The organism is Streptomyces sp. NPDC005263 (assembly GCF_042872365.1).
Taxonomy (GTDB): Bacteria; Actinomycetota; Actinomycetes; order Streptomycetales; family Streptomycetaceae; genus Streptomyces.
Genome location: NZ_JBIAKJ010000009.1, coordinates 273,982 through 297,114, shown reverse-complemented (window position 1 = coordinate 297,114; position 23,133 = coordinate 273,982). Strand labels below are relative to the sequence as shown.

Sequence of the window (23,133 nt, the reverse complement as noted above, 5' to 3'; positions counted from 1 at the left end):
CATGGCGTTCTCTTCCGTGCTCCACTCGGAGTGGATCAAGATCCGCACCCTGCGGTCACTCGTCGCGACACTGTGCGCCTTGCTGCTCGTGACGACCGCCTTCTCCGCGCTCGGCTCGCTGGACACCGCCGACGAGGACTTCGACCCGCTGTTCTCCACGTTCTTCGGGTTCAACTTCGGACAGATGGCGGCGATCGCGTTCGGTACGACGGCCGTCTCGTCCGACTTCCAGGGCGGCGCCCTGCGGGTCGCGTTCACGGCGGTGCCCCGGCGGGGCCGGTGGTTCGCGGCCAAAGCGGTCGCGATCGCCGTCCCGACGCTGGCCGTCGGTCTGCTCACGGGCGCCGCGAGCCTGGCCGTGGGCAGGGCGGTTCTCGGGGCCGACGCACGCGGGATGAGCTGGGCCGACGGTGTGCGAGGTGTGGTCGGCTGCGGGGTCTACTTCACCCTCATGGCCCTGCTCGCCGCCGGTCTCACCGCCGTGTGGCGCAGTGGGGTCACCACGCTGAGCATCCTCATCCCGTTCCTGCTGATCGTCTCCTTCGTGGTCGGGGACGTGTCGGGAGGCGTCGCCGACTACCTGCCCGACCGCGCGGGCCAAGTGGTCTTCCACCAGAGCTGGGACGGCTCCCTCGGCCCCTGGACGGGTCTCGCGGTGACCGCGCTGTGGGCGGCGGCCGCGCTGCTGGTGGGGGCGTGGAGCGTACGGCGTCGGGACACCTGAGCCGGGAAGCGCCTGGCGGACCCTCGATTGTCAGTGCCGCCCGCTTTACTGGATCACATGGACAGCGCGAAATACCTCGACAGGATCGACTCGCTGTGCACCGGGGACCTCACCGTGCAGCACAGCGAGTCGGACGTGCTCATGGAGGGACCCGGTTACCGCATCGTGTCGTTGGAGGCGACCCACGGGACGTGGACGGGCGACGGGGCGCGTCGGGAGCGGACCGTGGAGGACTTCCACGCCCTCAAGGAGCACATATCCCTTCTGCTGGACGACCGTTGGGGTGCGCAGCAGCCACCGTGGTGGATGGGCACGCTCGTGGTGCGCATCGACCGGGGCGAGCCGATACCGGAGCCCTGGGCGACGGCCAGCACCCTGGTGGACGAGCTGAACCTGTGGCAACCGGACGGCACCTGCCGCTGGGTCGCCGTCGGCGTGGCGGACGCGGACCTGGGCGACGGGATCCACCTCCTCGTCCTGGTCACCGAGACCGACCCGCCGTGACCGGCCGGCCAGGCCTCAGTCCGCTTCGGCAGCCACCCGCAGCCGTGCGAACTCCTCCGCCATCGTCTGCGCGGTCCAGTGCGCGTTCAACCCGCTGGGGTTGGTCAGCACCCACACCCGCGTGTCGCCGATCGTCCGCTCCTGAGGCCCCACCCGGGCCTTGCGGTCGTCGAAGGCGGCCCGGTAGGCGGTGACCCCGACCACGGCCAGCCGGCGGGGCCGCAGCCGCGCCACCTTCAGCGCCAGCAGGCGCCCGCCCTCCCGGTACTCCTGCGCACTCAGCTCGTCGGCCCGCGCGGTCGCCCGCGCCACCACATTGGTGATACCGAGCCCGTACGACAGCAACTCCTCCTGCTCCGACGGCTTCAGGAGCCTCGGGGTGAACCCGGACAGCCGCAGCACCGGCCAGAACCGGTTCCCGGGACGGGCGAAGTGGTGGCCCGTCGCGGCCGTCATCAGGCCGGGGTTGATACCGCAGAACAGCACCCGCAGACCGTCCGCGACGACGTCCGGCACAAGACGGTCGCGGGCGGCCTCCAGCTCCTCGGGCGTGAAGCGGGTCAGAGGATCGCTCCAGGGGTGTAACCGGCGGCCTGAGGATGCTGCTTCGCGATCTCCTCGATGCGGCCGACGACGACGCCCACCTGGTCGGCGGCGGCGCCCGTGAAGGACAGCTTGTCGGCCATCAGCGCGTCCAGCTCGGCGCGGCCCAGCGGAATGCGCTCGTCGGCGGCCAGCTTGTCGAGGAGCTCGTTGCGCTCGGCGCCCTGCTCGCGCATCGCGAGCGCGGAGGCGACGGCGTTCTCCTTGATCGCCTCGTGTGCGACCTCACGGCCCACACCCGCGCGCACCGCGCCCATCAGCACCTTGGTGGTGGCGAGGAACGGCAGGTAGCGGTCCAGCTCCCGCGCCACCACCGCCGGGAAGGCGCCGAACTCGTCGAGCACCGTCAGGAACGTCTCCAGCAGGCCGTCCAGGGCGAAGAACGCGTCCGGCAGCGCCACTCGGCGCACCACCGAGCAGGACACGTCCCCCTCGTTCCACTGGTCACCCGCCAGCTCGCCGGTCATGGACGCGTAACCACGCAGGATGACCATCAGGCCGTTGACGCGTTCGCAGGAGCGGGTGTTCATCTTGTGCGGCATCGCGGAGGAACCGACCTGGCCCGGCTTGAAGCCCTCGGTCACCAGCTCGTGCCCGGCCATCAGCCGGATCGTCTTCGCCAGCGACGACGGCGCCGCCGCCAGCTGCACCAGCGCGGTCACGACCTCGTAGTCCAGCGAGCGCGGATAGACCTGGCCGACGGACGTGAAGGCCTGCGAGAAGCCCAGGTGCCCGGCGATCCGCTGCTCCAGCTCCGCGAGCTTGTCCGCGTCACCGCCCAGCAGATCCAGCATGTCCTGAGCCGTGCCGACCGGGCCCTTGATACCGCGCAGCGGGTAGCGGCCCAGCAGCTCCTCCACCCTGCCGAAGGCGACGAGCAGCTCGTCGGCCGCCGTCGCAAAACGCTTGCCGAGGGTGGTGGCCTGCGCGGCCACGTTGTGCGAGCGGCCGGCCATGACCAGCTCGCCGTACTCACCGGCCAGCTTGCCCAGCCGGGCGAGCACGGCCACCGTACGGTCGCGCGTCAGCTCCAGCGACAGCCGGATCTGCAGCTGCTCGACGTTCTCGGTGAGGTCGCGGGACGTCATCCCCTTGTGCACGTGCTCGTGCCCGGCGAGGTCGTTGAACTCCTCGATCCGTGCCTTCACATCGTGCCGGGTGACCTTCTCCCGTTCGGCGATGGAGCCCAGGTCGACCTGGTCGAGGACGCGCTCGTAGTCGGCGATCGCCGCGTCCGGCACCTCGATCCCGAGGTCCTTCTGGGCCTTCAGCACGGCGAGCCAGAGCTGACGCTCCAGCCTCACCTTCTGCTCGGGCGACCAGAGCGTGGCGAGCTCGGCGGAGGCGTAGCGTCCGGCGAGGACGTTCGGGATGCGGGGCTTGGCGGGAGCGGAAGTCACGTGTACGGATTCTACTGGCGATTCCTGCAGGCCAGCCCCGCGGGTGTCTTCGTGGGAACCTACGAGAGCGTCTCGGCGAGGTCGGCCAGCACCTGGGCGTGGCACGGCTCCGGCACGCACCAGCAGGCCAGCGTCCTGCCACGCAGGGCCGGCACCAGGGCCAGCAGCTCCGGCCGCTCCAGCAGATGGGCCCGGTACCGGGCCATCACCTCGGCCCGCGTCCCGTCCCGTTTCCTCGTCGGGGTGTCGTAGGCGAACGGGTTGTACAGCGGATGCCGGGGCAGGTCCCAGCCGCCCATCGTCCAGCGGCGTCCGACGTAGACGAGGTCGGCGGGGGCGCGTTCCAGCCGGGGCCCGTACTCGTGGATACGGCCCCGGAGGCTGATCACCCGCGTCGCTGCCACGGATCAGTCCAGGGGACGCTCGTACGGGAGCAGGTCGGGCCGTTTCGGCATCAGGCCGTCACCCGACGAGCGGCCGGTCAGCCGACGGCCGATCCACGGCAGCAGGTGCTGCCGGGCGAAGCGGACGTCCGCGACCCGGCGCATGGCCCACCCCGGCGGGGGCGTGAGGGGCAGCGGCGTGCGCCACTCGGTGTCCTCGGGCTCGTACCCGAGCCCCTGCCACACCGCCTCCGCGACCCTGCGATGGCCCTCGGCCGTCAGATGCAGCCGGTCCACGTCCCACAGCCGCGGGTCGGAGAGCGACGGGGCCCCGTACAGGTCGACGACCAGCGCGCCGTGCTTCTCGGCGAGCTCCTCGACGCAGACGAACAGCTCCTCCATGCGCGGGCGGAAACGTTCGAGGACCGGACCCTGGCGGCCCGGACTGCGCATCAGCACCAGCTGCTCGCAGGCCGGGGCGAGCCGCTCCACGGCCTGAGTCAGCAGGTCACGCACCCGCCCCATGTCGCACGCGGGCCGCAGGGTGTCGTTGAGCCCGCCCACCAGGGTGATCACGTCGGGCCGCATGGCCGCCGCCACATCGACCTGCTCAGCGACGATCTGCCCGATCAGCTTGCCCCGCACCGCGAGGTTCGCGTAGCGGAAGCCGGGGGAGTGGGCCGCCATCCGTCCGGCGAGCAGGTCGGCCCAGCCGCGGTAGGTGCCGTCCGGCAGCAGGTCCGACATGCCCTCGGTGAAGGAGTCGCCGACCGCGACCAGGCTGGTGTGTTCGGGGTTCTTGTGTTCGGGGTTCATCTGCATGGCGACAGAGATGGTAACCCGGTTCCATACCCGCCGGTCGGTCGGCCCGGGCGCCCGTTCCCGGCGGGCCGTGCGGCCGTGCTGCCGCTCAGGTCCGTTGACCGAACAGCTCCCGCAGCACGTCCTCCATGGTCACCAGCCCGGTCAGCCTCCCGTCCGTGCCCAGCACGGCCGCCAGGTGGGTACGGCTGCCCCGCATCGCGGTGAGGACGTCGTCCAGCGGTGTGCTCTCCCGCACCCGGGCGATGGGCCGCATGTCCCGCTGCTCGAACGGCAGGTCGCGCCGCGCCTTGTCCAGCGCGTCCTTGACGTGGAGATAGCCGATGATGCGGCGCGACTCGTCCACCACGGGGAAGCGGGAGTAGCCGGTCTGCGCCGACAGCGTCTCCAGCCGCTCGGGCGTGACCCCCAGGTACACGTAGGCCACGCGGTCCAGCGGAAGCACCACGTCCCGCACCGGCCGGCGTCCCAGCTCCAGCGCGTCCCGCAGCCGCTCCTGCGCCCGGTCGTCGATCAGGCCCGCCTCGCCGGAGTCCCGCACGATCCGGACCAGCTCGGCGTCCGAGAAGGTGGCCGCGACCTCGTTCCTGGTCTCGACCCTGAGCAGCTTCAGCAGGGCGTTCGCGAAGGCGTTGATCGCGAAGATCACCGGGCGCAGCGCACGGGCCAGGGCGACCAGCGGCGGCCCCAGCAACAGCGCGCTGCGCACCGGCTCGGCGAGGGCGATGTTCTTCGGCACCATCTCGCCGAGCAGCATGTGCAGATACGTCGCCGCCGTCAGCGCGATGACGAAGGAGACCGCGTGTCCGGCGCCCTCGGGCACACCCAGGGCATGGAACACCGGCTCCAGCAGATGCGCGATCGCGGGCTCCGCGACCACACCGAGCACCAGGGTGCACAGCGTGATGCCGAGCTGCGCGGCCGCCATCAGCGCCGACACGTGCTCCAGACCCCACAGCACGCTCTTCGCGCGCCGGTCGCCCTCCGTCCCCGTTTCGACGGACTGCTCGATCTGGCTGCGGCGCACGGAGATCAGCGCGAACTCGGCGCCGACGAAGAACGCGTTGACGACGAGGGTCGCCAGACCGATCAGCAACTGGACGGCGGTCACCTGCCCCCCACCTCCGTCCCCTCCTCGGCCGGCGGCGCGTGCAGCAGCAGCCGTGCGGCCCTGCGCCCCGACGCGTCGACCACGTCCAGCCGCCAGCCCGCGACCTCTACCCGGTCACCGACGGCGGGAATCCGGCCGAGCTCCGTCGCGACCAGGCCGGCCAGTGTCTCGTACGGCCCCTCGGGTGCCCGCAGGCCGACCCGCGCGAGCTGGTCGAGACGGGCGGAGCCGTCGGCGGAGTAGAGGGTGCGCCCCTCCTCGTCGTGGCCGGCGGGGGCCAGATCGGGCGTCTCGTGCGGGTCGTGCTCGTCCCGCACCTCGCCGACGACCTCCTCGACGATGTCCTCCAGCGTGGCCACGCCCGCCGTGCCGCCGTACTCGTCGATCACGACTGCCATGGTCCGCTTGCCGGACAGCCGGTCCAGCAGCCGGTCGACGGTGAGGGACTCCGGTACCAGGAGCGGCTCGCGCGTGATCTCGGAGACCCCGACCAGGGGGCGGCGGTGGGCGGGTACCGTCAGGACGTCCTTGATGTGGGCGATGCCCACGACCGAGTCCAGGCTGCCCCGGTAGACCGGGAACCGGGACAGGCCCGTCGCCCGGGTCACGTTCGCGACGTCCTCGCAGGTCGCCTGGACGTCGAGGGCGATGACCTGGACGCGCGGTGTCATCACGTTCTCCGCGGTCAGGTCGGCCAGGTTCAGGGTCCGCACGAACAGCTCGGCGGTGTCCGCCTCCAGGGCGCCCTCCCGGGCCGAGTGCCGGGCCAGCGCGGCAAGCTCCTGCGGACCGCGCGCCGAGGCCAGCTCCTCGGCGGGCTCCAGACCGAAGACACGCACCGCCCGGTTGGCGGTGTTGTTGAGGTGAGTGATGAAGGGACGGAAGGCGGCGCTGAACCAGCGCTGCCCGTTGCCCACCCGCCTGGCCACGGCCAGCGGCGAGGAGATCGCCCAGTTCTTTGGCACCAGCTCGCCGACGACCATCAGGAACACCGTCGACAGGGCCGTACCCAGTACCAGGGCGAGCGATTCCGCCGTGGACCGGGAGGCGCCCAGCGACTCCAGGGGGCCCGCGATCAGCGCGGCGATCGACGGTTCGGAGAGCATGCCGACCACCAGGTTGGTGACCGTGATGCCGAGCTGTGCGCCGGAGAGCTGGAAGGTCAGATTCCGTACGGCCTTCAAGGCGCCGGCGGCACCCCGCTCGCCGCGCTCCACCGCGCGTTCCAGCTCGCTGCGTTCGACGGTGGTCAGTGAGAACTCGGCGGCGACGAAGGCACCACAGGCCAGCGACAGCAAGATCGCCACCAGGAGGAGGAGCACTTCGGTCATCGGTTCACCTCCGTCCCATGGTCGGACAGGGCGCGGAGGAGCGCGATCGCGCGATGTCGCGTACCGGGAGGCTCGCCCATGGGCGGACGCTCACACCTTTCATGGAGGACCGAGTGCCCTCCCACCGTAAAGGATGGCCAAAAGCGTGATGGTCGGCCGCCGCGTCAGCCGCTGAGGCGGCCCGTGCCTACAGCGGCTTGACCCAGCGCCGCCAGTGGTCCTCGCGATGGTAGCCAGTCGAGGCCCATGTGTGGTGGGCCTGTTCGTTGGCTTCGAGGACCATGGCGTCGACGCGTCGCCCGCCCAGGGCGGCGAATCGTTGTTCGGCTGCTTCCAGCAGGGCGGTGGCGATGCCCTGGCGGCGGTGGTCGGGGTGCACGGCGAGTCGGTACGCGGAGCATCGCCATCCGTCGAAGCCGGCTATGACGGTTCCGGTGAGGGCGCCGTCGCGCTCGGCGAGCAGCAGGGCGTCGGGGTCTCGCGTGATGAGGCGGGCGACTCCGTCGTGGTCGTCGCTGATGCTCGTCCCTTCCGCGGCTTCGCGCCAGAACCGCAGCACGGTGTCGATGTCCGAGAGGGTGGCACTGCGGATGTGGAGATCGCTCATGGGGCGAGCGAAGCAGAGCGCCGGTCCGCCTGGCAAACGGTTTCCCGCCGATGGCGGACCTCACGGGTCGCGCAACGCCATCGGCAGGGTCAGAGGGAGCCGTCGTCCCTGCTGACCCTGCCGATGGCATGCGCCCTGCGGGCTCCGGAGATGACCGTCAGACCGGCAGGTGGAACTGCTGGTTGGTGGTGCCGGTGCAGGACCAGATCTGCAGGCGGGCGTTGTTCTCCGTCGACATCTCGGTGACGTCCAGGCACTTGCCCGACGCCGGGTTCATCAGCGTGTCGCCGTCGCCGCGCTGCCACACCTGGGCGGCGATGCCGTTGCAGTGGAACAACTGGACCTTGGACCCGTCCGCGGTGCCCGCGGAGGCGACGTCGAGGCACTTGCCGAGCGCGCGGAGCGTGCCGTCGCCGCCCACGGTCCACTGCTGGGCGTCGGTGCCGTTGCAGTCGTACATCTGGACCGCGGTGTTGTCGGCGCTGTTGGCCTCGGCGATGTCCACGCACTTGCCTCCGAGACCGGTGATCGGCCCGGTGGGCAGCTGGGTGTCGGGCTGCACCGGGTTGTTCGCGTTGGTCAGCGTCTCCCAGGCGACGAACAGGTAGTTCGTGCCCGCCGGCCGGCTGCGTTCGGTCAGCGCCTGGGTGTTGGCCATGACGATCCCCTGCCGGGTGTGCAGGGCGTTGAAACCGGTCTCGGTTACCGGGCCGAGACCGCGCTCGAGCGGCCCTTTGCCGCACAGGTCCGCCGGCTCCGGAGCCGCGCGCACCTCCTGGGTGGACTGCCACCCGAGTGCCTGCCGGAGCCGCTCACCCACCTGCGGATAGAGATCCGTGCCCTGCATGAGCGCCGTCTCGGCGATGTGCGACATGGAGGCGATGCTGTAGCCGGTGTGCACGAAGTCCCGGCACGTCTCCTGCGTCATCCCGGTGATGTACCGTTTCGCCGTCTCCCAGTTGAACGTGCCGTCCGGGCTCCGGTGCGGTGTCGGCCCGTCGGACTCGAGGTAGACGAAGGCGGGAACGCGTGCCAGGTACTGGTTGACGGCCTTGTCGAAGGTGACCCCGTCGTTGGTGAAGACGGAGATCCCGATCGAGGCCTCGGCCTCGGTGAGGTCCCAGTTGCTGGTCCTGTCGTCGCCGTTCACGACGACGGGCAGGTAGACCGAACGCAGCATGTTCGCGAAGCGACCAGCGTTCGGCCAGTTGTGGTACTGGTACTTGATGAGTTCGGCGGCCTTGACCCAGGAGGCGGCCGACCACGCCGTCTGGATGCCGGTGTTGGCGCCCGTGTGGCTCGTGATCGTGGACGACCAGGCGTCCATGATCTGGATCGCCTTCTGCGCGTACCGTTCGTCGCCGTTGATGGCCCATGCCAGCGCGTCGGTGTACGCGGCGATGGCGTCCTGCCGTTCGTCGGTGCATCCGTTGTTCGGATTGCTGCTCTGACCGCAGTTGACGACAGGCCGGGGTGCCGGTGTCCGGGAGAGCGAGGCAAGCGGATCGCCGACCATGTCGTCGTAGGCGGCCTTCCAGGGAGCGGCGCCCTGCTGGACCTTGGTCCGCACGAACTCCAGTTGCGTCGAGGTGATGTTGACACCCGGGTGCGCGAAGGTCTGCGGAGCGAAGCGCTGAGCGGTCGGCGCCGTCGGCGCCGCCGACGCGGTGGTCGTCGAAGCGACCGAGAGAGACAGAAGTCCCGACGCTGTCGCGAGGGCACAGCGTCTCAGGATCGTGTTCATCGTGCGTGATTCCCCGTCTGTCGAGGTCGAGGTCGAGTGCCGAAGTCGAATGTCGAGGTCGAGGTCGAATGTCGAGGTCGCCAGGAATTCGAAGTCCGGCCGTGAGAAGGGAGGGGCCTCAGCAGGAGAGGTTGTTGCCGGGGACGACTCCGAGGATCCCGGTGAACTTCTGGTAGGCGCTCACCCGGCTCTGCACCTGCCCGGGGTTCTTCCCGTCGCATTCGACAGAGCCGTTGATGGCGCGGATGGTCTGGCCGAAGCCTGCCTGGTTCACCATCGCGTTGTGCGGTGTCATCGTGCCGGCGCCGGTCGAGGTGTTCCAGAACCACAGGCCGGTGCGCCAGGCCACGGCGGAATCGTTCTGAACCAGCCAGGGGTTGTGAAGCAGGTCGATCCCGAGCGCGTCGCCCGCCGCCTTGTAGTTGAAGTTCCAGCTGAGCTGGAGGGGGCCGCGCCCGTAGTAGGCGGACTGACCGGCCGGGCAGCCGTAGGACTGGCTGAGGTCGCAGTAGTGCGAGTAGTTGGCGGTGTTCTGCTCCACCACGTAGACCAGGTGACCGGTCTCGTGGTCCACGTTGGCGAGGAAGGCAGCGGCCTCCTGCTTCCTGACCGTGTCACTGCCGGTGTTCGCGAACCCGGGGTAGGAGCTCAGTGCCTGCACCAGCCCGCTGTAGGTGTAGAAGCTGCTCCGGTTCGGGAACATCTGGTTGAACTGGGCCTCGCTGACCACGAAGCCGGAAGGGGTCGAACCGCCGCCGCTCGCGGGGGCCGTCCACTTCTGGTTGGCCTTGCCGGTGCAGGTCCAGATCTGCAGCCGAGTGGCGTTGGTGGGGTCGTTCTCACGGACGTCCAGGCACTTGTCGGCCGCGGGGTTGACGATGTCGCGCGCCGTGGTGACCACCCACTGCTGGTTGGCGTTGCCCGTGCAGTCCCACAGCTGGACGGATGCGCCGTCGGCCGTGCTGTGATCGACGACGTCGAGGCACTTGCCGAGGGCTCGGAGGGTGCCGTCACCCGGGTTCGACCAGATCTGGGCATTGGTCCCGTTGCAGTCGTAGATCTGGACGGCGGTTCCGTTGACGCTGCTCGCTCCGGCGATGTCGACACACTTGCCGGCCAGCCCGGTGATCCGCCCGTCGGCCGCCGAGGCGGTCGGAGCGGACACGAACAGAGCGATGACCAGCGCGGTGAGCACGGTGAACACCGTGGTCCTGCCCAAGAGGGCCTGCTTTTCGGGCAGCTGTCTGAAAAGGGGTAAGGGCATGGGGAACTACTCCTTGTCGTTGTCCGGTCAGGTGAGCCCGCGGCCCGAAAGACGAGGGCCGCTCGCGACGGGCTACGTGCCGGCCTTCTCCAGCAGATGGATCAGTCCGAGGGCGGCCGGCCGGGAGGAGGCCGGGTTCCTCGCGATATCGATGAGACGGAGAGGGGCAGCCGTTGCCCGCCTGACCAAGACAACCGCCAGGGCGTCTACAGCCCGTTGACAGCCGCTCCATGGAGGGTTGACATCCGGTTCGGTGCGCGGCTCGCGTCACACGGTGTGGACAGACGAGCCGCGTCCGGGGTGAGGGCGTGGTACGACCAGGAGAAGACAGCGCCAGCAGCAGCACGGCCAACACCGCCCGTTGCTAACCCAACCGACGCCCCGAGCGCGCGCACGTGAAGCTCAGCGTCGTCCGCGGGCTCGGCGGCAAGCCGCACAGGCAACCGCGGCAGGTGGTCCGGCAAGCCGAGCAGCCGTCATTCGTGGGCGATGGCCGCCAGCACGTTCATCCGGGACGCACGCAGCGCGGGCAGCAGCGCCGCCACCACCCCCACCACCGCCGAGCCGACCACCACCGCCACGACCGTGGTCCAGGGAATGGCCAGTGCGGTCAGGCCCTGCAACGCCAGGACCTGCTGGATGCACACGCCCCACACCAGCCCCAACACGAGCCCCAGTACCGCGCCGAACACCGCGATCACCACCGACTCCAGCCGGATCATCCGGCGCAACTGGCGCCGGGCCAGCCCGATCGCCCGCAGCAGCCCGATCTCCCGGGTGCGCTCCACGACGGACAGGGCGAGGGTGTTGACCACCCCGAGCACCGCGATGACGATCGCCAGGCCGAGCAGCGCGTACACCAGGTAGAGCAGGACCGAGATCTGATCGTGGATCAGTTTCTTGTAGTCGGCCAGGTCGCGCACCTGCACCTGCGGATAGGGGTCGAGTGTCCGTTCCAGGTTCGCGCGCAACTCGTCGTCACTGGTCCCCGAGGCGGCGTTCACATACAGCGCCGAGTCCTGCCCGCCCGGCGCGAACCGCTCCAGGGTGGCCAGGCCGAAGTACAGTCCGCCCTGGGTGCCGAACCCGTCGGCGGTCTCCTGGTCGGTGAGGGCGCCCACGGTCAGTTCGGTGGAGCGTCCGCCCTGGAACTCGACGGGGATCGCGCTGCCGACCCGTACGTCGTGATCGCGTGCGAAGTCCACATCCATGGCGATGCGACCGGTCGCCAGCGCCGCCGCGGTGTCGCCCTGTGCGTAGGTGATGTGGGCGACCTTGTCGAGCTGGGGGTCGTAGGCCGCGGCGGTCGTCTCCACCCGGTCGCCGTCCGGCAGGCGCACCGCGACCGGAGTCAACCGCGACCGTACGACCAGCCCGGCGCCCGGGGTCTCGCGCACCGCGTCGGTGAGCTCCCGCGGGAAGGGCAGGAAGTTGCCGTTCTGGATCACATAGTCGGCGCCCAGTGTCTTGTCGATCTGCTGGTCGAAGGACTTGGTCATCGACGCGCTCGCCACCGACATCCCGCCGACCAGGGCCAGACCGACCATCAGGGCGGCCGCGGTGGCGCCGGTGCGGCGGGGGTTGCGCAGCGCGTTGCGCTGGCTCATCCGGCCGACGGACCCGAACAGCGCGGGGAAGGCGCCGCCGAGCACCCGGATCACCGGGCGTACCAGCAACGGGCCCGCGATGACGGTGGCCAGCAGGGTCAGGACGACGCCGAGGCCCAGCAGGGAGGCCGCCGAAGCGGTCCTCGTCGCTGCGACGCAGCCCACGAGCGCGGCCACGCCCGCCGCCCCGACCGCCCCGCCCACGATCGCGCGGGTCCTGAGCGGCCTGCCGATGCCGGCGATCTCGGCGTCCGCGAGGGCCGCCATCGGCGAGATGCCCGCCGCCCGCCGGGCCGGCAGATACGCGGCGACGAAGGTGACGCCGACACCGACGACGTACGCGGCGACGGGTGTGCCCCAGCCGATCACCATCTCGCTCGACTTGATGTTCATGCCGAGCGTGTTCATGAGCGCGATCAGCCCGGCCGCGAGTCCGATGCCCGTGGCCAGACCCAGCGTGGAGCCGACCAGTCCGAGCAGCAGCGCCTCGGTGAGGACCGAGCGGCGGACCTGACGCCGGTCGGCGCCGAGTGCGCGCAGCAGGCCCAGTTCGCGGGTGCGCTGCGCGATCAGCATGGAGAAGGTGTTGACGATCAGGAACACACCGACCAGCACGGCGATTCCGGCGAAGCCGAGCATGACGTACTTGATGACGTCGAGGAAGCCGCCCAACTGCTCGACGTCGGACTTGGCCTGCTCGTCGGCGGTCCGGAACTCGTAGCGGTTCGCCCCGAGCGCGGCGGTCACCCGCTGCTTCAGCTGGGTGTCGCTCACGCCCTCGTCGGCGTCGACCGAGATGCTCGTGGCGGCCTTCGGGTCACCGAGCAGCTTCGTCTGCGCGGTCGGGGTGTCGAGGAAGACCAGCGCGGCGCCGGGGTTGGTGGTGGTGAAGGTGGCGATCCCGACGACCTTGACCTTGAACGAACCCGGTCCCGCGATCACGGTGAGCGTGTCCCCGATCCGCACGCCCTTGCGGTCGGCGGACTCCGAGTCGAGCAGTGCCTCGGCCGGCCCTCGCGGCGCGTGGCCGGAGGTGAGCTCGACGGGGCTGCGCTGGTCGGGGCTCCAGTCGGTGCCGATGGTGGGGGCGCCGGTGGTCGGTCCGACGGACTCGTTCTCGCTGTCCACGACGGTGATGTTCTGCACCTCGGCGTCCGCGCGCGCCGCGGCCACCCCGTCGACCTGGGCCACCCGCCGCGCGAGCGCCGCCGGCAGGGTGGCCGTCATGCCGGACGGCACCGCCTCGTCGAGGTTCTCCTTCGGACTGACGGTGACGTCGGGCGCGGTCGAGGCGAAGAGCCGGTCGAAGGTCCGGCTGAGCGTGTCGGAGAAGATCAGACTGCCCGCGACGAACGCCACGGACAGGACGACGGCCAGCGCCGAGAGCAGCAGGCGCCCCTTGTGGGCGAGGAAGCTGCGGAGCGTCGCCTTCAGCACGAGGTCAGGCCTCCTTGTGGAAGGGATCCTGGCCCTCGGCCTCGGGGGCCGGGTCGAACGGGGCGCGGGTCACGTCGAAGCGCTTCATGCGTTCCAGGACCGCGTCCGCCGTCGGATGCTCCGTCTCGTCGACGATCCGTCCGTCCGCCAGGAAGAGCACCAGGTCGGAGTGGGCGGCCGCCCCCGGGTCGTGGGTGACCATCACCACCGTCTGCCCGAGCTGGTCCACCGCCTCGCGCAGGAACCCGAGGACCTCCAGCCCCGCCCGCGAGTCCAGGTTGCCGGTCGGTTCGTCCGCGAAGATCAGCTCGGGCCGGGAGGCCAGCGCCCGCGCGCACGCGACCCGCTGCTGCTGGCCGCCGGAGAGCTGGGACGGCCGATGCCGCAGCCGGTCGCGCAGCCCGAGCGTGTCGATGACCTGGTCGAGCCACTTCTCGTCGGGTTTCTTGCCCGCGATGTCCATGGGCAGGGTGATGTTCTCGGCCGCGTTCAGCGTCGGGATGAGATTGAACGACTGGAACATGAATCCGATCCGGTCCCGGCGCAGCCGGGTCAGCTCGCGGTCCCTCAGCCCCGTGATCTCGGTGTCGCCGAGCCACACCTGTCCGGCCGACACGGTGTCGAGCCCCGCCAGGCAGTGCATCAGCGTGGACTTCCCGGAGCCCGACGGCCCCATGACCGCCGTGAACCGGCCACGCGCGATGTCCACGTCCACCGAGTCCAGGGCCAGCACCGTCGTCTCGCCCGATCCGTACGCCTTGGTCAGACCGCGGGCACGGGCCGCGACCCCGTCGGCCGACGCCCGGCCCGGTACATGCTGAGCAGCAGGGGTGGACAAGACTGCCTCCTCGCTTCTGGACGTGGACTCTGCTTCAGGGTGACTGTGAGGTGGGACTTTCCCGGCGCTTTCGGGACGTACGACGTGTTCGTCCGGCCGAGCCTAATGTGACCCGGCCCACAGTCGGTATCCCCCGTGGGTCCCGGGTGTTCTCCACCCCAGGTCGGGCCCCTGGTATCGGTGTAAGGGGCACTCTCCACCTCTGGGGGGAGCACTTGCCGGTGCTAGCGATTCGGCGCTAGCTTCTGAGTATGGCGAAGACCCAGCTGAACGTGCGCGTGGACGAGGGCACGGCCCGCGCGGCCCGTGAGCGTGCCCTGGCCCGTGGCCTGAGCGTCAACCGCTACATCGAGGAACTGGTCAAACAGGACACCGGCGAGGTGGGCCACACCTTCGTGGAAGCCGCCGCCGACTTCATGAAGCAGTACGAGTCCGTCTTCGCCGAGGAGTTCGGCTCGGAGCGCGAGGGCCGTTGAGCGATCTGAGCATCGACCTCGCCTGGCTCCTGATGCTCGCCGAGCAGAAGACGCCGGGGGACCCCCAGGTCACCGACTGGGGCGCCCTCGTCGCCGCCGTGGCGCGCCACGAGGCCGAGATCTTCGAGGTCCCGGTCTACGACAGCCCGCACGCGCGTGCCGCCGCGCTGCTCCAACTCCTCATTCACGTCCCCGCGTTGGAGCGCTCCAACGCCCTCTTCGCGGTCGCGGTCGCCTACGCCTACCTGGTGGCCGGCGGACTCAAGGTCACGACCTCACCCGAGCGGGTCCGCGACCTCGCCCGGCTGGTCAAGGGCGGGGAGGCCTCGGTCCACGAGATCGCGGACGAACTGCGCCGGTGGACCCGCTGATCACCGCCCGTCGGCGGGCGCCTCGGTCGCCGGACGCCACGCGGTGCCCAGCACGCAGTACGACACGGGCAGCCTCGGACCGTTCTCCGGCATCGACATCCGCCGGTAGGGGCCGAGTTCGAACCCGGCGTCGCGCAGCGCGGCGACCGGGTCGCGGGCCAGATGACAGCCGCCGCTCAGCGCCGGCCACACCGTGCGGTCGAGCGCCCGCTGGGTGAACCGCATGGCCGGCCCGCCGCCCCTGCCGTGCTCGAAGAACCGCACCTCGCCACCGGGTCGCAGCACCCGGCGCGTCTCCGCGAGGGCACGTGGCAGATCCCGGACACTGCACAGCACCAGCGAGATCACCACCGCGTCGAAGGCCTCGCTCTTGACCGGCAGCGCCTCCGCCGTGCCCGGCACCACGTCGACGGGCATCTCGCAGCGCCGGGCGGACTCCACCGCCAACCGTCGCAGCAGGCGCTCCGGTTCGATCGCCACGACCTCCGAGACGGCGCGCGGATAGTGCGCGAAGTTCAGGCCGTTGCCCGCGCCGATCTCGATCACCCGCCCCGACAGCCCGGCGAGCATCCGCGCGCGGATCCGGCCCATGCCCATCCTGGTCTCGGCGCTCACACTGGCCCGGGCGTAGTACCGGGCGAACAGCGGGTGGTGGACGGGATCCGGGGACACCTTGCCGGAGCCGGTGGGCCGAAGCTGTGGCGGCATGGCGACCTCCCTCGCGAGCGGGCCTCACCACGATTCTCCCCCGGACGGGCCCGCCGCACCCCCGCGCCACCCGGAGCGACCGCCGATCGCCCGGACGGGCCACCGAGGGCTGCCCTCCACGCACGCACCTGACGCCGCGCGGCCACCCTTCGGGCGACGACGGGAACGGTCAGACAGGACCTACGGAGCCTCACGCCCCCCAAACGCCTCCGCGTCCCAGGTGCCGTCCAGCCGCGGCGCCAGCCACCCCGGCGCCGCCGCGCGGAAGTCGGCGGGGGTGAGGCCGCCGGCCCCGGCGGGCAGGGCGCCGAGCAGGGGTGCGCCGGACACCTCCGGCAGGTCCGCCAGATTGCAGCGCGCGGCCAGATCAGGCACCTCGGGCCAGCTGCCGATCACGAGTCCGGCCAGCTCGAGGCCGCGCCCCCGGAGCTCACGTGCCGTCAGTTCCGAGGTGTTCAGCGTGCCCAGGCCCGCCGACACCACCACCAGCACCGGCGCCGCCAGCAGCTCGGCCGCGTCGGCCAGCGTCCCGCCCGCCGCGTCGAACCGGACGAGCAGCCCGCCCGCCCCCTCGACCAGCACCAGATCGTGCTCGGTGGCCAGCTTGGCGGCGGCCTCGGCGATGTCCTGCGGGCGCACCGGAGCCCGCCCGGCCCGGCGGGCCGCCGTCGCGGGCGCCAACGGGTCGGGATACCGGGCGAGTTCGGCCGACGTGACGGTACCCGCGAGCCGGGTCACCTCCTCGGCGTCTCCCGGTTCGCCCGGCCGTAGGCCCGTCTGCGCGGCCTTCAGCACGGCCACCGACCGCCCGGCCGCGAGACCCGCCGCGGCGACGGCGGCGGTCGTGACCGTCTTGCCGATCTCCGTACCCGTGCCCGTGATCACCAGGACCGGCATGCCATCACTCCCACTCACCCGTGCCGTTCAACGCACCCATCCCACGTCCGCGGCTCAACGCGCCCACGCCACCCGCACCACACCAGGCCCCCACGCCACGCAACCCCGTTCACCCCTCTCGCGCCGCCGCGCACACCGCCCGAGCGATCCGAGCCAGGTCCGCGTCGCCCGTGACGTACGGCGGCATCGTGTAGACGAGGTCGCGGAACGGGCGCAGCCACACGCCCTCACGCACGGCGGCCGCCGTGGCCGCCGCCATGTCGACGGCGTGGTCGAGCTGGACGACACCGATCGCGCCGAGGACCCGGACGTCCTTCACCCCCGGCAGCTCGGACGCCGCGGCCAGCTGGTCCCGCAGCCCCGCCTCGATCCGTTTGACCTCCGACAGCCAGTCCTGGCCCAGCAGGAGCTCGATGGAGGCGCAGGCGACGGAGGCCGCCAGCGGGTTGCCCATGAAGGTGGGGCCGTGGGCGAGCACCGGGACCTCGCCGCGCGAGATGCCCTCGGCCACCCGCGCGGTGCACAGCGTCGCCGCCAGCGTCAGATAGCCGCCGGTCAGCGCCTTGCCCACGCACATCACATCCGGAGTGACCGCCGCGTGCTCCGCCGCGAACAGCGCGCCCGTGCGCCCGAACCCGGTCGCGATCTCGTCGAACACCAGCAGTACGTCGTGCGCGTCGCACGACTCGCGCAGCACCCGCAGATACGCGGGGGAGTGGAACCGCATCCCCCCGGCGCCCTGCACCACCGGCTCGACGATCACCGCGGCCAGCTCGTCGGCGTGACGCGCGATCGTGGAGCGCAGCAGCTCGGCGTACGACTCCTCGTATGCGGCGGGCGGCGCGTCCACGAAGACCTGCCGGGGCAGCACCCCGCTCCACAGCTCGTGCATCCCGCCCTCGGGATCGCACACCGACATCGGCTGCCAGGTGTCGCCGTGGTAGCCACCGCGCCAGGTCAACAGCCGTCGCTTCGCGGGGCGGCCGAGCGAGCGCCAGTACTGCAGGCACATCTTGACCGCGACCTCGACCGACACCGAACCGGAGTCGGCGAGGAAGACATGCTCCAGACCGTCGGGCGACATGTCGACAAGGAGCTTGGCCAGTCGTACGGCGGGCTCGTGGGTGAGCCCGCCGAACATCACATGGCTCATCCGCCCGAGCTGCGCACGCGCGGCCTCGTTCAGCACAGGGTGGTTGTAGCCGTGGATCGCCGACCACCAGGACGACATCCCGTCGACGACCTCGGCATCCGCTCCGTCGGCCGCCCGGATGCGCAGTCGCACCCCGCTCGCCGACTCCACGACGAGCGGTTCCTGCCGCCCGGGCATGGGGCCGTACGGATGCCAGACGTGTCGCCGGTCCAGCTCCAGCAGCTCCGGCACGGTCAGCCCGGCCACCGGCAGGTCAGGCATTGGGCGCGAGGTCCGTTCCGGCACCACGACGGCGTACGGCGACCAGATCCGTCCGGGGCTCGCCCGAGGTGGCCGCGGGGGCGGTACCGCACACTCCGCCGCCTCCGTGCGAGCCGCAGCCCGCCTCCTCGTGGGACCCGCACCCGGCGCCGTCGGTGTCGTGCGACCCGCAGCCGCCCCGGGCCGTCACCCGGTGCTCGGGGAGGGTGACCTGGTCGGCGCCCTCCACCTCGAAGCCGGCGTCCGCGATCATCTCCAGGTCGGCCTTGCCCGCCTGACCCTCGGTGGTGAGGTAGTCGCCGAGGAAGATCGAGTTGGCCAGGTTGAGAGCGAGCGGCTGCATGGTGCGCAGATGGACCTCGCGGCCGCCGGCGATGCGGACCTCGACGTCCGGGCAGACGAACCGGACCATGGCCAGGATCCTGAGGCAGCGCTGCGGGGAGAGGTTCCACTCCTTGGCCAGCGGGGTGCCCTCGACCGGGATCAGGAAGTTGACCGGAACCGAGTCCGGGTCCAGCTCGCGCAGCGAGAACACCACGTCCACCAGGTCCTCGTCCGACTCGCCCATACCGGCGATCAGACCCGAGCAGGCCGACAGGCCGGCCGCGTGCGCCTTGGTGACCGTGTCCACCCGATCGGCATAGGTGTGGGTGGTCGTGATGTCCCCGTACGTCGCCTCGGACGTGTTCAGGTTGTGGTTGTAGGCGTCGGCGCCCGCCTCACGCAGCCGCTCCGCCTGACCGTCGGAGAGCAGCCCGAGACAGGCGCACACCTCGACGCCCTCGTTCTGTTCCTTGATGGTCCTGATGGTGCCCGCGACCCGCTCCACGTCCCGGTCGGTGGGCCCGCGGCCGGACGCCACCAGGCACACCCGTTTGGCGCCTCCCGCCAACCCGGCCGCGGCCGCCTCGGAGGCCTGATCGGGCTTGAGCCAGGTGTACTTGAGGATGCCGGCGGTGGAGCCGAGCCGCTGGGAACAGTAGGAGCAGTCCTCCGGGCACAGGCCCGACTTCAGGTTGACGAGGTAGTTGAGTTTCACCCGTCGGCCGAACCAGTGCCGGCGTACCTTGCCGGCCGCGGCCACCACATCGAGCAGGTCGTCGTCGGAAGTGGCGAGGACGGCGAGTGCCTCCTCGCGGCTCGGCACCTCGCGCCGCAGCCCCTTTTCCACCAGCGTGTTCAGCAGGTCCATGAAAGCCGATCCTGTCCTAAGGAGCCGTCCGGGGCCAAGGAGAGTTCGCACAACGAAGGCGCTCGGCGGTGTGGGTATCGCCACATAGGGGGTGCCCGGTTGTCCCGCTAGTGTCTGTGCACTGCCTACAAATACGGTCTGTGCACTGGCCTGCCCAGCACTGCCCTGCACCGCACTGCCTACACAAGCCAAAAGCCCTGGAGGACCGATGGCGTTCGGCTGGATCGACGAGGAGGCGGACCGGCGCCGCCGCGCCGGGCTCGTACGGACGCTGCGGCCCCGCCCCGCCGACTCGCCGGTCCTCGACCTCGCGAGCAACGACTACCTGGGCCTGGCCCGTCATCCGGAGGTCACCGAGGGCGCGGCCCGGGCCGCCCGGACCTGGGGCGGCGGCGCGACCGGCTCCCGGCTGGTCACCGGGACCACCGCGCTCCACGCCGAACTGGAACGCGAGCTGGCCGACCACTGCGGCTTCGAGGCAGCCCTCGTCTTCTCGTCGGGCTACGCCGCGAACCTGGCCGCGGTCACCGCGCTGGCCCCGCACGGCTCGCTGATCGTCTCCGACGCGGGCAACCACGCCTCGTTGATCGACGGTTGCCGGCTGGCCCGGGGTACCACCCAGGTCGTCGGGCACGCGGACCCGGACGCCGTGGGCAAGGCCCTGCGCACGCACGAGGGCCCCGCGGTGGTGGTGTCCGACACGGTCTTCTCGGTGGACGGCGACGCGGCCCCGCTGGCCGCCCTGGCCGCGGCGTGCCGGGAGCGCGGCGCGGGGCTGGTGGTCGACGACGCCCATGGACTCGGCGTCCTGGGCGACGGCGGCCGCGGCGCCCCGCACGCGGCCGGTCTCGCGGGCGCCGACGACGTCGTCGTGACGGTCACGCTGTCCAAGTCGCTCGGCAGCCAGGGCGGCGCCGTGCTCGGCCCCGCCCGAGTGATCGACCACCTGGTCAACGCGGCCCGGACGTTCATCTTCGACACCGGCCTCGCCCCCGCGGCGACCGGCGCGGCCCTGGCGGCGCTGCGGCTGCTGCGCCGGGAGGCGCACCGGGCGGCGCGGGCACGCGAGGTCGCGGGTGAACTGCACGCACGCCTGACCGCCGCGGGGCTTGAGGCGGTACGCCCGGACGCCGCGGTGGTCTCGGTGCGCGCGCCGTCCCCGGAGACGGCGGTCGGCTGGGCGGCCGACTGCCGTACCGCCGGGCTGGCCGTGGGCTGCTTCCGACCTCCTTCCGTGCCCGACGGCATCTCACGGCTGAGACTGACCGCCCGCGCGGACCTCTCCGCGGGGCAGATAGAACGCGCTGTACGGGTGATCGACGAGACACGACCATGAGTCGGCGTGACACGGCCGTGCGCCGCGCCCCGATGGACGGGGCGGTCTGATCAGGACTGGATCGCGGCCGTGAATCCCGCCCAGCTCCCGGGGGAGAAGAGCAGCGCGGGTCCGGCCGGGTCCTTGGAATCGCGTACGGCGAGCAGACCGGCCCAGCGGCCGGTCTGCGGCCGGGCCGTCTCGACGCAGTTGTTCGCTCCGGTGCTGTAGCTGCTGCGCAGCCACCGCACGTCGGGCAGATCGGTAGTGGAAGGTACGTGCCGAGGCAGTGCGGTCATGGTGCCTCCTTACGCGCCGTCACCTATCGCGGCGATGTAATCCAACGAGTCCTCGGGCGAAAGGGCGTGGAACTGAAGGGCGTTGAAGGCCTCGGTGTAGGCCTGAAGGTCTTCTTTCCCCTCGAGATAGAGGCTACTCGTCAAGTGGTCGAGAACAGCCACATCCAGATCAGATGTGCTCGAAAATGAGAAGATAACGAAAGGCCCGGTGACACCGATGTGAGCTCCGGCCGCGAACGGAAGGACCTGCAACCGCACTTGGGGCAGTCGCGCCGCCTCCAGGAGGCGCTCCAGCTGCCGCTCCATCACCTCGGGGCCGCCCACCTCGCGCCGTAGCACCGCCTCGTCCAGCACGGCGTCCAGCTCCAGCGGCGGTTGCGATCGCAGCACGTCCTGCCTGGCCAACCGCACCTCCACCAGGGCGTCCACCCGCTCCTCGTCCAGCCCGTCGACCGCCGCCCTGGTCACCGCCCGGGCGTACTCCGCCGTCTGCAACAGACCCGGCACCACCGAGGTCTCCAGCGTGCGCATCGCGCTCGCCTGCGACTCCAGGCTGATGAAGTCCCGGTAGGTGGGCGGCAGCACCCCGCGGTACGCGTGCCACCAGTGATGCCGCCCCGCGCTGTCGTCGGACCCCGCCAACACCAGCAGCAACTCCCGTAGTTGGGCGTCCCGCACCCCGTAGGCGTCCAGCAGTAATCGCACGTCGGCCGGTTTCACCCCACTGGCGCCGGTCTCGATCCGGCTCACCTTCGACTGGTGCCAGCCCACCAACCGGGCCGCCTCACCACTCGTGAGCCCGGTACCGCCGCGCAGGGAACGCAGTTCCGCCCCCAGTTTCCGGCGGCGCACCGCAGGACCGTGCTGCATGGGTTACTCCTTACTCCGACCGAGGCACCCAAATATGCTCTGTCGTCATAGAGTTCACCGCTTCGAGCGACAGATATATGCATTACTTGGCCGATCGCCTCCCGTGACCGCCGCGGTAATGGCAGTCTGGCGACGAAGCACCAGTCCGGGACCGTACTCGAACCATCCGCTCCGTGTCGGACTGCGGGCCCCTGGGAAAGGGACGACGTCGCCATGGCAGACCATCTGGAAGCATCCATCACTCTGCCGAGCGTTCCCGCCTCGGTCTCCGCGGCCCGCACCTATGTGCTCAGCACCCTGGCGGAGTGGGGACTCGCGGCGGACACCGACATCGCCGACAGCATCCGGCTGATCGTCTCCGAACTCACCACCAACGCCGTACAGCACACCTTCGGACAGTCACCCACCTTCACGGTGGACCTCGAGCTCGACCGAGACGAACACCTGCGCATCGGTGTCACCGACAGCCACCCGCGATTCCCCAAACGACTGCCGGCCGCCGTCCAGCAGGACAACGGCCGGGGCATGGTGATCATCCGTTGGCTGGCCGCCGAGTGCGGCGGCAAACTGAGAGTCAGACCCACCCGAGAGGGCGGCAAGACGGTCTCCATCGAACTGCCGTGGTCCGTTCCGGCCGCGCCGGTATCGGCGGCGGGACAACAGGAGCCGTAGCGGACCCCTGTCGCGGGACGGACGCGCGGGGCGACGGCGGGTCAGCTCGCCGTCGCCCCGCGCGGAAGGTCACTTGACCCGGCCGTACCAGACGCTCTTCGTCCAGATCTTCTGCAGCTTGACGACGTCCCCGGTCTTCGGGGAGTGCCAGAGCTTGCCCTTCCCGGCGTAGATGCCGACGTGGTACACGTTCGAGCCCGAGTGGAAGAAGACCAGGTCTCCCGCCTTGCGGCTCTTGGAGGAGATGTGGCGCGTCTTGTTGTACTGCTGGGCGGCCGTGCGGGGCAGTTTCTTGCCGGCCTTCTTGAACGAGTACATCGTCAGCCCGGAGCAGTCGAACCTCTTCGGCCCGGTCGCCCCGTACTTGTACGGGGAGCCCTTCTTGGAGGCCGCGACCTGAAGTGCCTTCGTCGCCGGTGTGGCGGCCGCGGCGTCGGAGGCGACCCCCGGGACCACGATCGAACCGCCGACGGCGGCGATGGCGAAGGCCGAGGCCGTACCGGCCCGGACCATGAGCGACGGGACACGATTGAGCGCAGTCATG

General features: G+C 70.8%; 24 protein-coding genes. 6 read left to right on the top strand and 18 right to left on the bottom strand.

What is annotated here, in order from left to right:
* The first annotated feature begins 1 nt into the window (after position 1).
* Both ACFYRY_RS34190 and ACFYRY_RS34185 read left to right on the top strand, forming a co-directional pair.
* On the top strand, positions 2-724 hold the full coding sequence (locus ACFYRY_RS34190; protein ID WP_389154610.1) for an ABC transporter permease: 723 nt from the start codon (positions 2-4) through the stop codon (positions 722-724).
* Between the two features lie 57 nt (positions 725-781).
* Positions 782-1,228, top strand: coding sequence for a hypothetical protein (locus ACFYRY_RS34185; RefSeq protein WP_389154608.1), 447 nt, complete (start codon positions 782-784; stop codon positions 1,226-1,228).
* A gap of 15 nt (positions 1,229-1,243) precedes the next feature.
* Here the strand turns inward: ACFYRY_RS34185 and mug are convergent, their stop codons facing one another.
* The 11 genes from mug to ACFYRY_RS34130 form a co-directional block, all read right to left on the bottom strand.
* Positions 1,244-1,792: a G/U mismatch-specific DNA glycosylase gene (mug, locus tag ACFYRY_RS34180; RefSeq protein ID WP_389154894.1), complete on the bottom strand. Its 549-nt coding sequence runs from the start codon at positions 1,790-1,792 to the stop codon at positions 1,244-1,246.
* Positions 1,789-3,231: an adenylosuccinate lyase gene (purB, locus tag ACFYRY_RS34175; protein WP_389154606.1), complete on the bottom strand. Its 1,443-nt coding sequence runs from the start codon at positions 3,229-3,231 to the stop codon at positions 1,789-1,791. The genes mug and purB overlap by 4 nt, the downstream gene beginning before the upstream one ends.
* 59 nt (positions 3,232-3,290) lie before the next feature.
* The gene (locus ACFYRY_RS34170; RefSeq protein ID WP_389154603.1) at positions 3,291-3,635 is read right to left on the bottom strand and encodes a DUF4326 domain-containing protein; all 345 of its coding nucleotides are present in this window, start codon (positions 3,633-3,635) and stop codon (positions 3,291-3,293) included.
* A gap of 3 nt (positions 3,636-3,638) precedes the next feature.
* Positions 3,639-4,436, bottom strand: a complete 798-nt coding sequence (locus tag ACFYRY_RS34165; protein ID WP_389154600.1) for an SGNH/GDSL hydrolase family protein — start codon at positions 4,434-4,436, stop codon at positions 3,639-3,641.
* 88 nt (positions 4,437-4,524) lie between these two features.
* Positions 4,525-5,547, bottom strand: coding sequence for a hemolysin family protein (locus tag ACFYRY_RS34160; RefSeq protein WP_389154597.1), 1,023 nt, complete (start codon positions 5,545-5,547; stop codon positions 4,525-4,527).
* Positions 5,544-6,878 carry a hemolysin family protein gene (locus ACFYRY_RS34155; RefSeq protein ID WP_389154595.1) on the bottom strand — a complete coding sequence of 445 codons (1,335 nt, stop codon included), beginning with the start codon at positions 6,876-6,878 and terminating at the stop codon, positions 5,544-5,546. Before ACFYRY_RS34155 ends, ACFYRY_RS34160 begins: the two co-directional genes overlap by 4 nt.
* A 187-nt stretch (positions 6,879-7,065) precedes the next feature.
* A complete protein-coding gene (locus tag ACFYRY_RS34150; protein WP_389154592.1) occupies positions 7,066-7,485 on the bottom strand; it encodes a GNAT family N-acetyltransferase in 420 nt (139 codons plus the stop codon).
* A gap of 157 nt (positions 7,486-7,642) precedes the next feature.
* The gene (locus ACFYRY_RS34145; protein ID WP_389154589.1) at positions 7,643-9,229 is read right to left on the bottom strand and encodes a ricin-type beta-trefoil lectin domain protein; all 1,587 of its coding nucleotides are present in this window, start codon (positions 9,227-9,229) and stop codon (positions 7,643-7,645) included.
* A 118-nt stretch (positions 9,230-9,347) separates the two neighbouring features.
* Positions 9,348-10,493 carry a glycoside hydrolase family 19 protein gene (locus ACFYRY_RS34140; RefSeq protein ID WP_389154587.1) on the bottom strand — a complete coding sequence of 382 codons (1,146 nt, stop codon included), beginning with the start codon at positions 10,491-10,493 and terminating at the stop codon, positions 9,348-9,350.
* A 476-nt stretch (positions 10,494-10,969) separates the two neighbouring features.
* Entirely contained in the window at positions 10,970-13,537 is a 2,568-nt protein-coding gene (locus ACFYRY_RS34135; RefSeq protein WP_389154584.1) for an ABC transporter permease, read from the bottom strand.
* Positions 13,538-13,541: 4 nt separating this feature from the next.
* Positions 13,542-14,375: an ABC transporter ATP-binding protein gene (locus ACFYRY_RS34130; RefSeq protein WP_389154581.1), complete on the bottom strand. Its 834-nt coding sequence runs from the start codon at positions 14,373-14,375 to the stop codon at positions 13,542-13,544.
* A 251-nt stretch (positions 14,376-14,626) separates the two neighbouring features.
* On the opposite strand from ACFYRY_RS34130, the gene ACFYRY_RS34125 reads away from it, so the two are divergent.
* Positions 14,627-14,851: an antitoxin gene (locus ACFYRY_RS34125; RefSeq protein WP_356770380.1), complete on the top strand. Its 225-nt coding sequence runs from the start codon at positions 14,627-14,629 to the stop codon at positions 14,849-14,851.
* On the top strand, positions 14,848-15,222 hold the full coding sequence (locus ACFYRY_RS34120) for a fic family toxin-antitoxin system, toxin component (RefSeq protein WP_389154578.1): 375 nt from the start codon (positions 14,848-14,850) through the stop codon (positions 15,220-15,222). The genes ACFYRY_RS34125 and ACFYRY_RS34120 overlap by 4 nt, the downstream gene beginning before the upstream one ends.
* Here the strand turns inward: ACFYRY_RS34120 and ACFYRY_RS34115 are convergent, their stop codons facing one another.
* The 4 genes from ACFYRY_RS34115 to bioB form a co-directional block, all read right to left on the bottom strand.
* Positions 15,223-15,930 (bottom strand): class I SAM-dependent methyltransferase, encoded by a 708-nt coding sequence (locus ACFYRY_RS34115; RefSeq protein ID WP_389154575.1) that lies wholly within the window; start codon positions 15,928-15,930, stop codon positions 15,223-15,225. It abuts the gene before it with no gap.
* A 180-nt stretch (positions 15,931-16,110) separates the two neighbouring features.
* The gene (bioD, locus tag ACFYRY_RS34110) at positions 16,111-16,827 is read right to left on the bottom strand and encodes a dethiobiotin synthase (protein ID WP_389154573.1); all 717 of its coding nucleotides are present in this window, start codon (positions 16,825-16,827) and stop codon (positions 16,111-16,113) included.
* A 109-nt stretch (positions 16,828-16,936) separates the two neighbouring features.
* Entirely contained in the window at positions 16,937-18,241 is a 1,305-nt protein-coding gene (locus tag ACFYRY_RS34105) for an adenosylmethionine--8-amino-7-oxononanoate transaminase (RefSeq protein ID WP_389154570.1), read from the bottom strand.
* Positions 18,234-19,433, bottom strand: a complete 1,200-nt coding sequence (gene bioB / locus ACFYRY_RS34100) for a biotin synthase BioB (protein ID WP_389154567.1) — start codon at positions 19,431-19,433, stop codon at positions 18,234-18,236. The genes ACFYRY_RS34105 and bioB overlap by 8 nt, the downstream gene beginning before the upstream one ends.
* Positions 19,434-19,641: 208 nt before the next feature.
* Between bioB and ACFYRY_RS34095 the strand changes: the two genes are divergently transcribed.
* Positions 19,642-20,769 carry an 8-amino-7-oxononanoate synthase gene (locus ACFYRY_RS34095; protein ID WP_389154564.1) on the top strand — a complete coding sequence of 376 codons (1,128 nt, stop codon included), beginning with the start codon at positions 19,642-19,644 and terminating at the stop codon, positions 20,767-20,769.
* A gap of 50 nt (positions 20,770-20,819) precedes the next feature.
* Here the strand turns inward: ACFYRY_RS34095 and ACFYRY_RS34090 are convergent, their stop codons facing one another.
* Complete coding sequence (locus tag ACFYRY_RS34090; RefSeq protein ID WP_389154561.1) at positions 20,820-21,047, bottom strand: DUF397 domain-containing protein; 228 nt, start codon at positions 21,045-21,047, stop codon at positions 20,820-20,822.
* 9 nt (positions 21,048-21,056) lie between these two features.
* Positions 21,057-21,917, bottom strand: coding sequence for a helix-turn-helix domain-containing protein (locus ACFYRY_RS34085; RefSeq protein WP_389154558.1), 861 nt, complete (start codon positions 21,915-21,917; stop codon positions 21,057-21,059).
* Between the two features lie 213 nt (positions 21,918-22,130).
* Here ACFYRY_RS34085 and ACFYRY_RS34080 point away from each other — a divergent pair, with 213 nt between their 5' ends.
* Positions 22,131-22,589 (top strand): ATP-binding protein, encoded by a 459-nt coding sequence (locus tag ACFYRY_RS34080; RefSeq protein WP_389154555.1) that lies wholly within the window; start codon positions 22,131-22,133, stop codon positions 22,587-22,589.
* 69 nt (positions 22,590-22,658) lie between these two features.
* Here ACFYRY_RS34080 and ACFYRY_RS34075 read toward each other — a convergent pair whose 3' ends face one another.
* The gene (locus ACFYRY_RS34075) at positions 22,659-23,132 is read right to left on the bottom strand and encodes a C40 family peptidase (RefSeq protein WP_389154552.1); all 474 of its coding nucleotides are present in this window, start codon (positions 23,130-23,132) and stop codon (positions 22,659-22,661) included.
* Position 23,133: the final 1 nt, after the last annotated feature.

What these genes read in the sequence shown, in the direction of transcription:
- ACFYRY_RS34190 (WP_389154610.1), top strand. Translation starts at nt 2, where the DNA reads ATGGCGTTCTCTTCCGTGCTCCACTCGGAGTGGATCAAGATCCGCACC.
- ACFYRY_RS34185 (WP_389154608.1), top strand. Translation starts at nt 782, where the DNA reads ATGGACAGCGCGAAATACCTCGACAGGATCGACTCGCTGTGCACCGGG.
- ACFYRY_RS34165 (WP_389154600.1), bottom strand. Translation starts at nt 4,436, where the DNA reads ATGCAGATGAACCCCGAACACAAGAACCCCGAACACACCAGCCTGGTC.
- ACFYRY_RS34155 (WP_389154595.1), bottom strand. Translation starts at nt 6,878, where the DNA reads ATGACCGAAGTGCTCCTCCTCCTGGTGGCGATCTTGCTGTCGCTGGCC.
- ACFYRY_RS34150 (WP_389154592.1), bottom strand. Translation starts at nt 7,485, where the DNA reads ATGAGCGATCTCCACATCCGCAGTGCCACCCTCTCGGACATCGACACC.
- ACFYRY_RS34145 (WP_389154589.1), bottom strand. Translation starts at nt 9,229, where the DNA reads ATGAACACGATCCTGAGACGCTGTGCCCTCGCGACAGCGTCGGGACTT.
- ACFYRY_RS34140 (WP_389154587.1), bottom strand. Translation starts at nt 10,493, where the DNA reads ATGCCCTTACCCCTTTTCAGACAGCTGCCCGAAAAGCAGGCCCTCTTG.
- ACFYRY_RS34125 (WP_356770380.1), top strand. Translation starts at nt 14,627, where the DNA reads ATGGCGAAGACCCAGCTGAACGTGCGCGTGGACGAGGGCACGGCCCGC.
- ACFYRY_RS34115 (WP_389154575.1), bottom strand. Translation starts at nt 15,930, where the DNA reads ATGCCGCCACAGCTTCGGCCCACCGGCTCCGGCAAGGTGTCCCCGGAT.
- bioD (WP_389154573.1), bottom strand. Translation starts at nt 16,827, where the DNA reads ATGCCGGTCCTGGTGATCACGGGCACGGGTACGGAGATCGGCAAGACG.
- ACFYRY_RS34105 (WP_389154570.1), bottom strand. Translation starts at nt 18,241, where the DNA reads ATGCCTGACCTGCCGGTGGCCGGGCTGACCGTGCCGGAGCTGCTGGAG.
- bioB (WP_389154567.1), bottom strand. Translation starts at nt 19,433, where the DNA reads ATGGACCTGCTGAACACGCTGGTGGAAAAGGGGCTGCGGCGCGAGGTG.
- ACFYRY_RS34095 (WP_389154564.1), top strand. Translation starts at nt 19,642, where the DNA reads ATGGCGTTCGGCTGGATCGACGAGGAGGCGGACCGGCGCCGCCGCGCC.
- ACFYRY_RS34090 (WP_389154561.1), bottom strand. Translation starts at nt 21,047, where the DNA reads ATGACCGCACTGCCTCGGCACGTACCTTCCACTACCGATCTGCCCGAC.
- ACFYRY_RS34085 (WP_389154558.1), bottom strand. Translation starts at nt 21,917, where the DNA reads ATGCAGCACGGTCCTGCGGTGCGCCGCCGGAAACTGGGGGCGGAACTG.
- ACFYRY_RS34080 (WP_389154555.1), top strand. Translation starts at nt 22,131, where the DNA reads ATGGCAGACCATCTGGAAGCATCCATCACTCTGCCGAGCGTTCCCGCC.
- ACFYRY_RS34075 (WP_389154552.1), bottom strand. Translation starts at nt 23,132, where the DNA reads ATGACTGCGCTCAATCGTGTCCCGTCGCTCATGGTCCGGGCCGGTACG.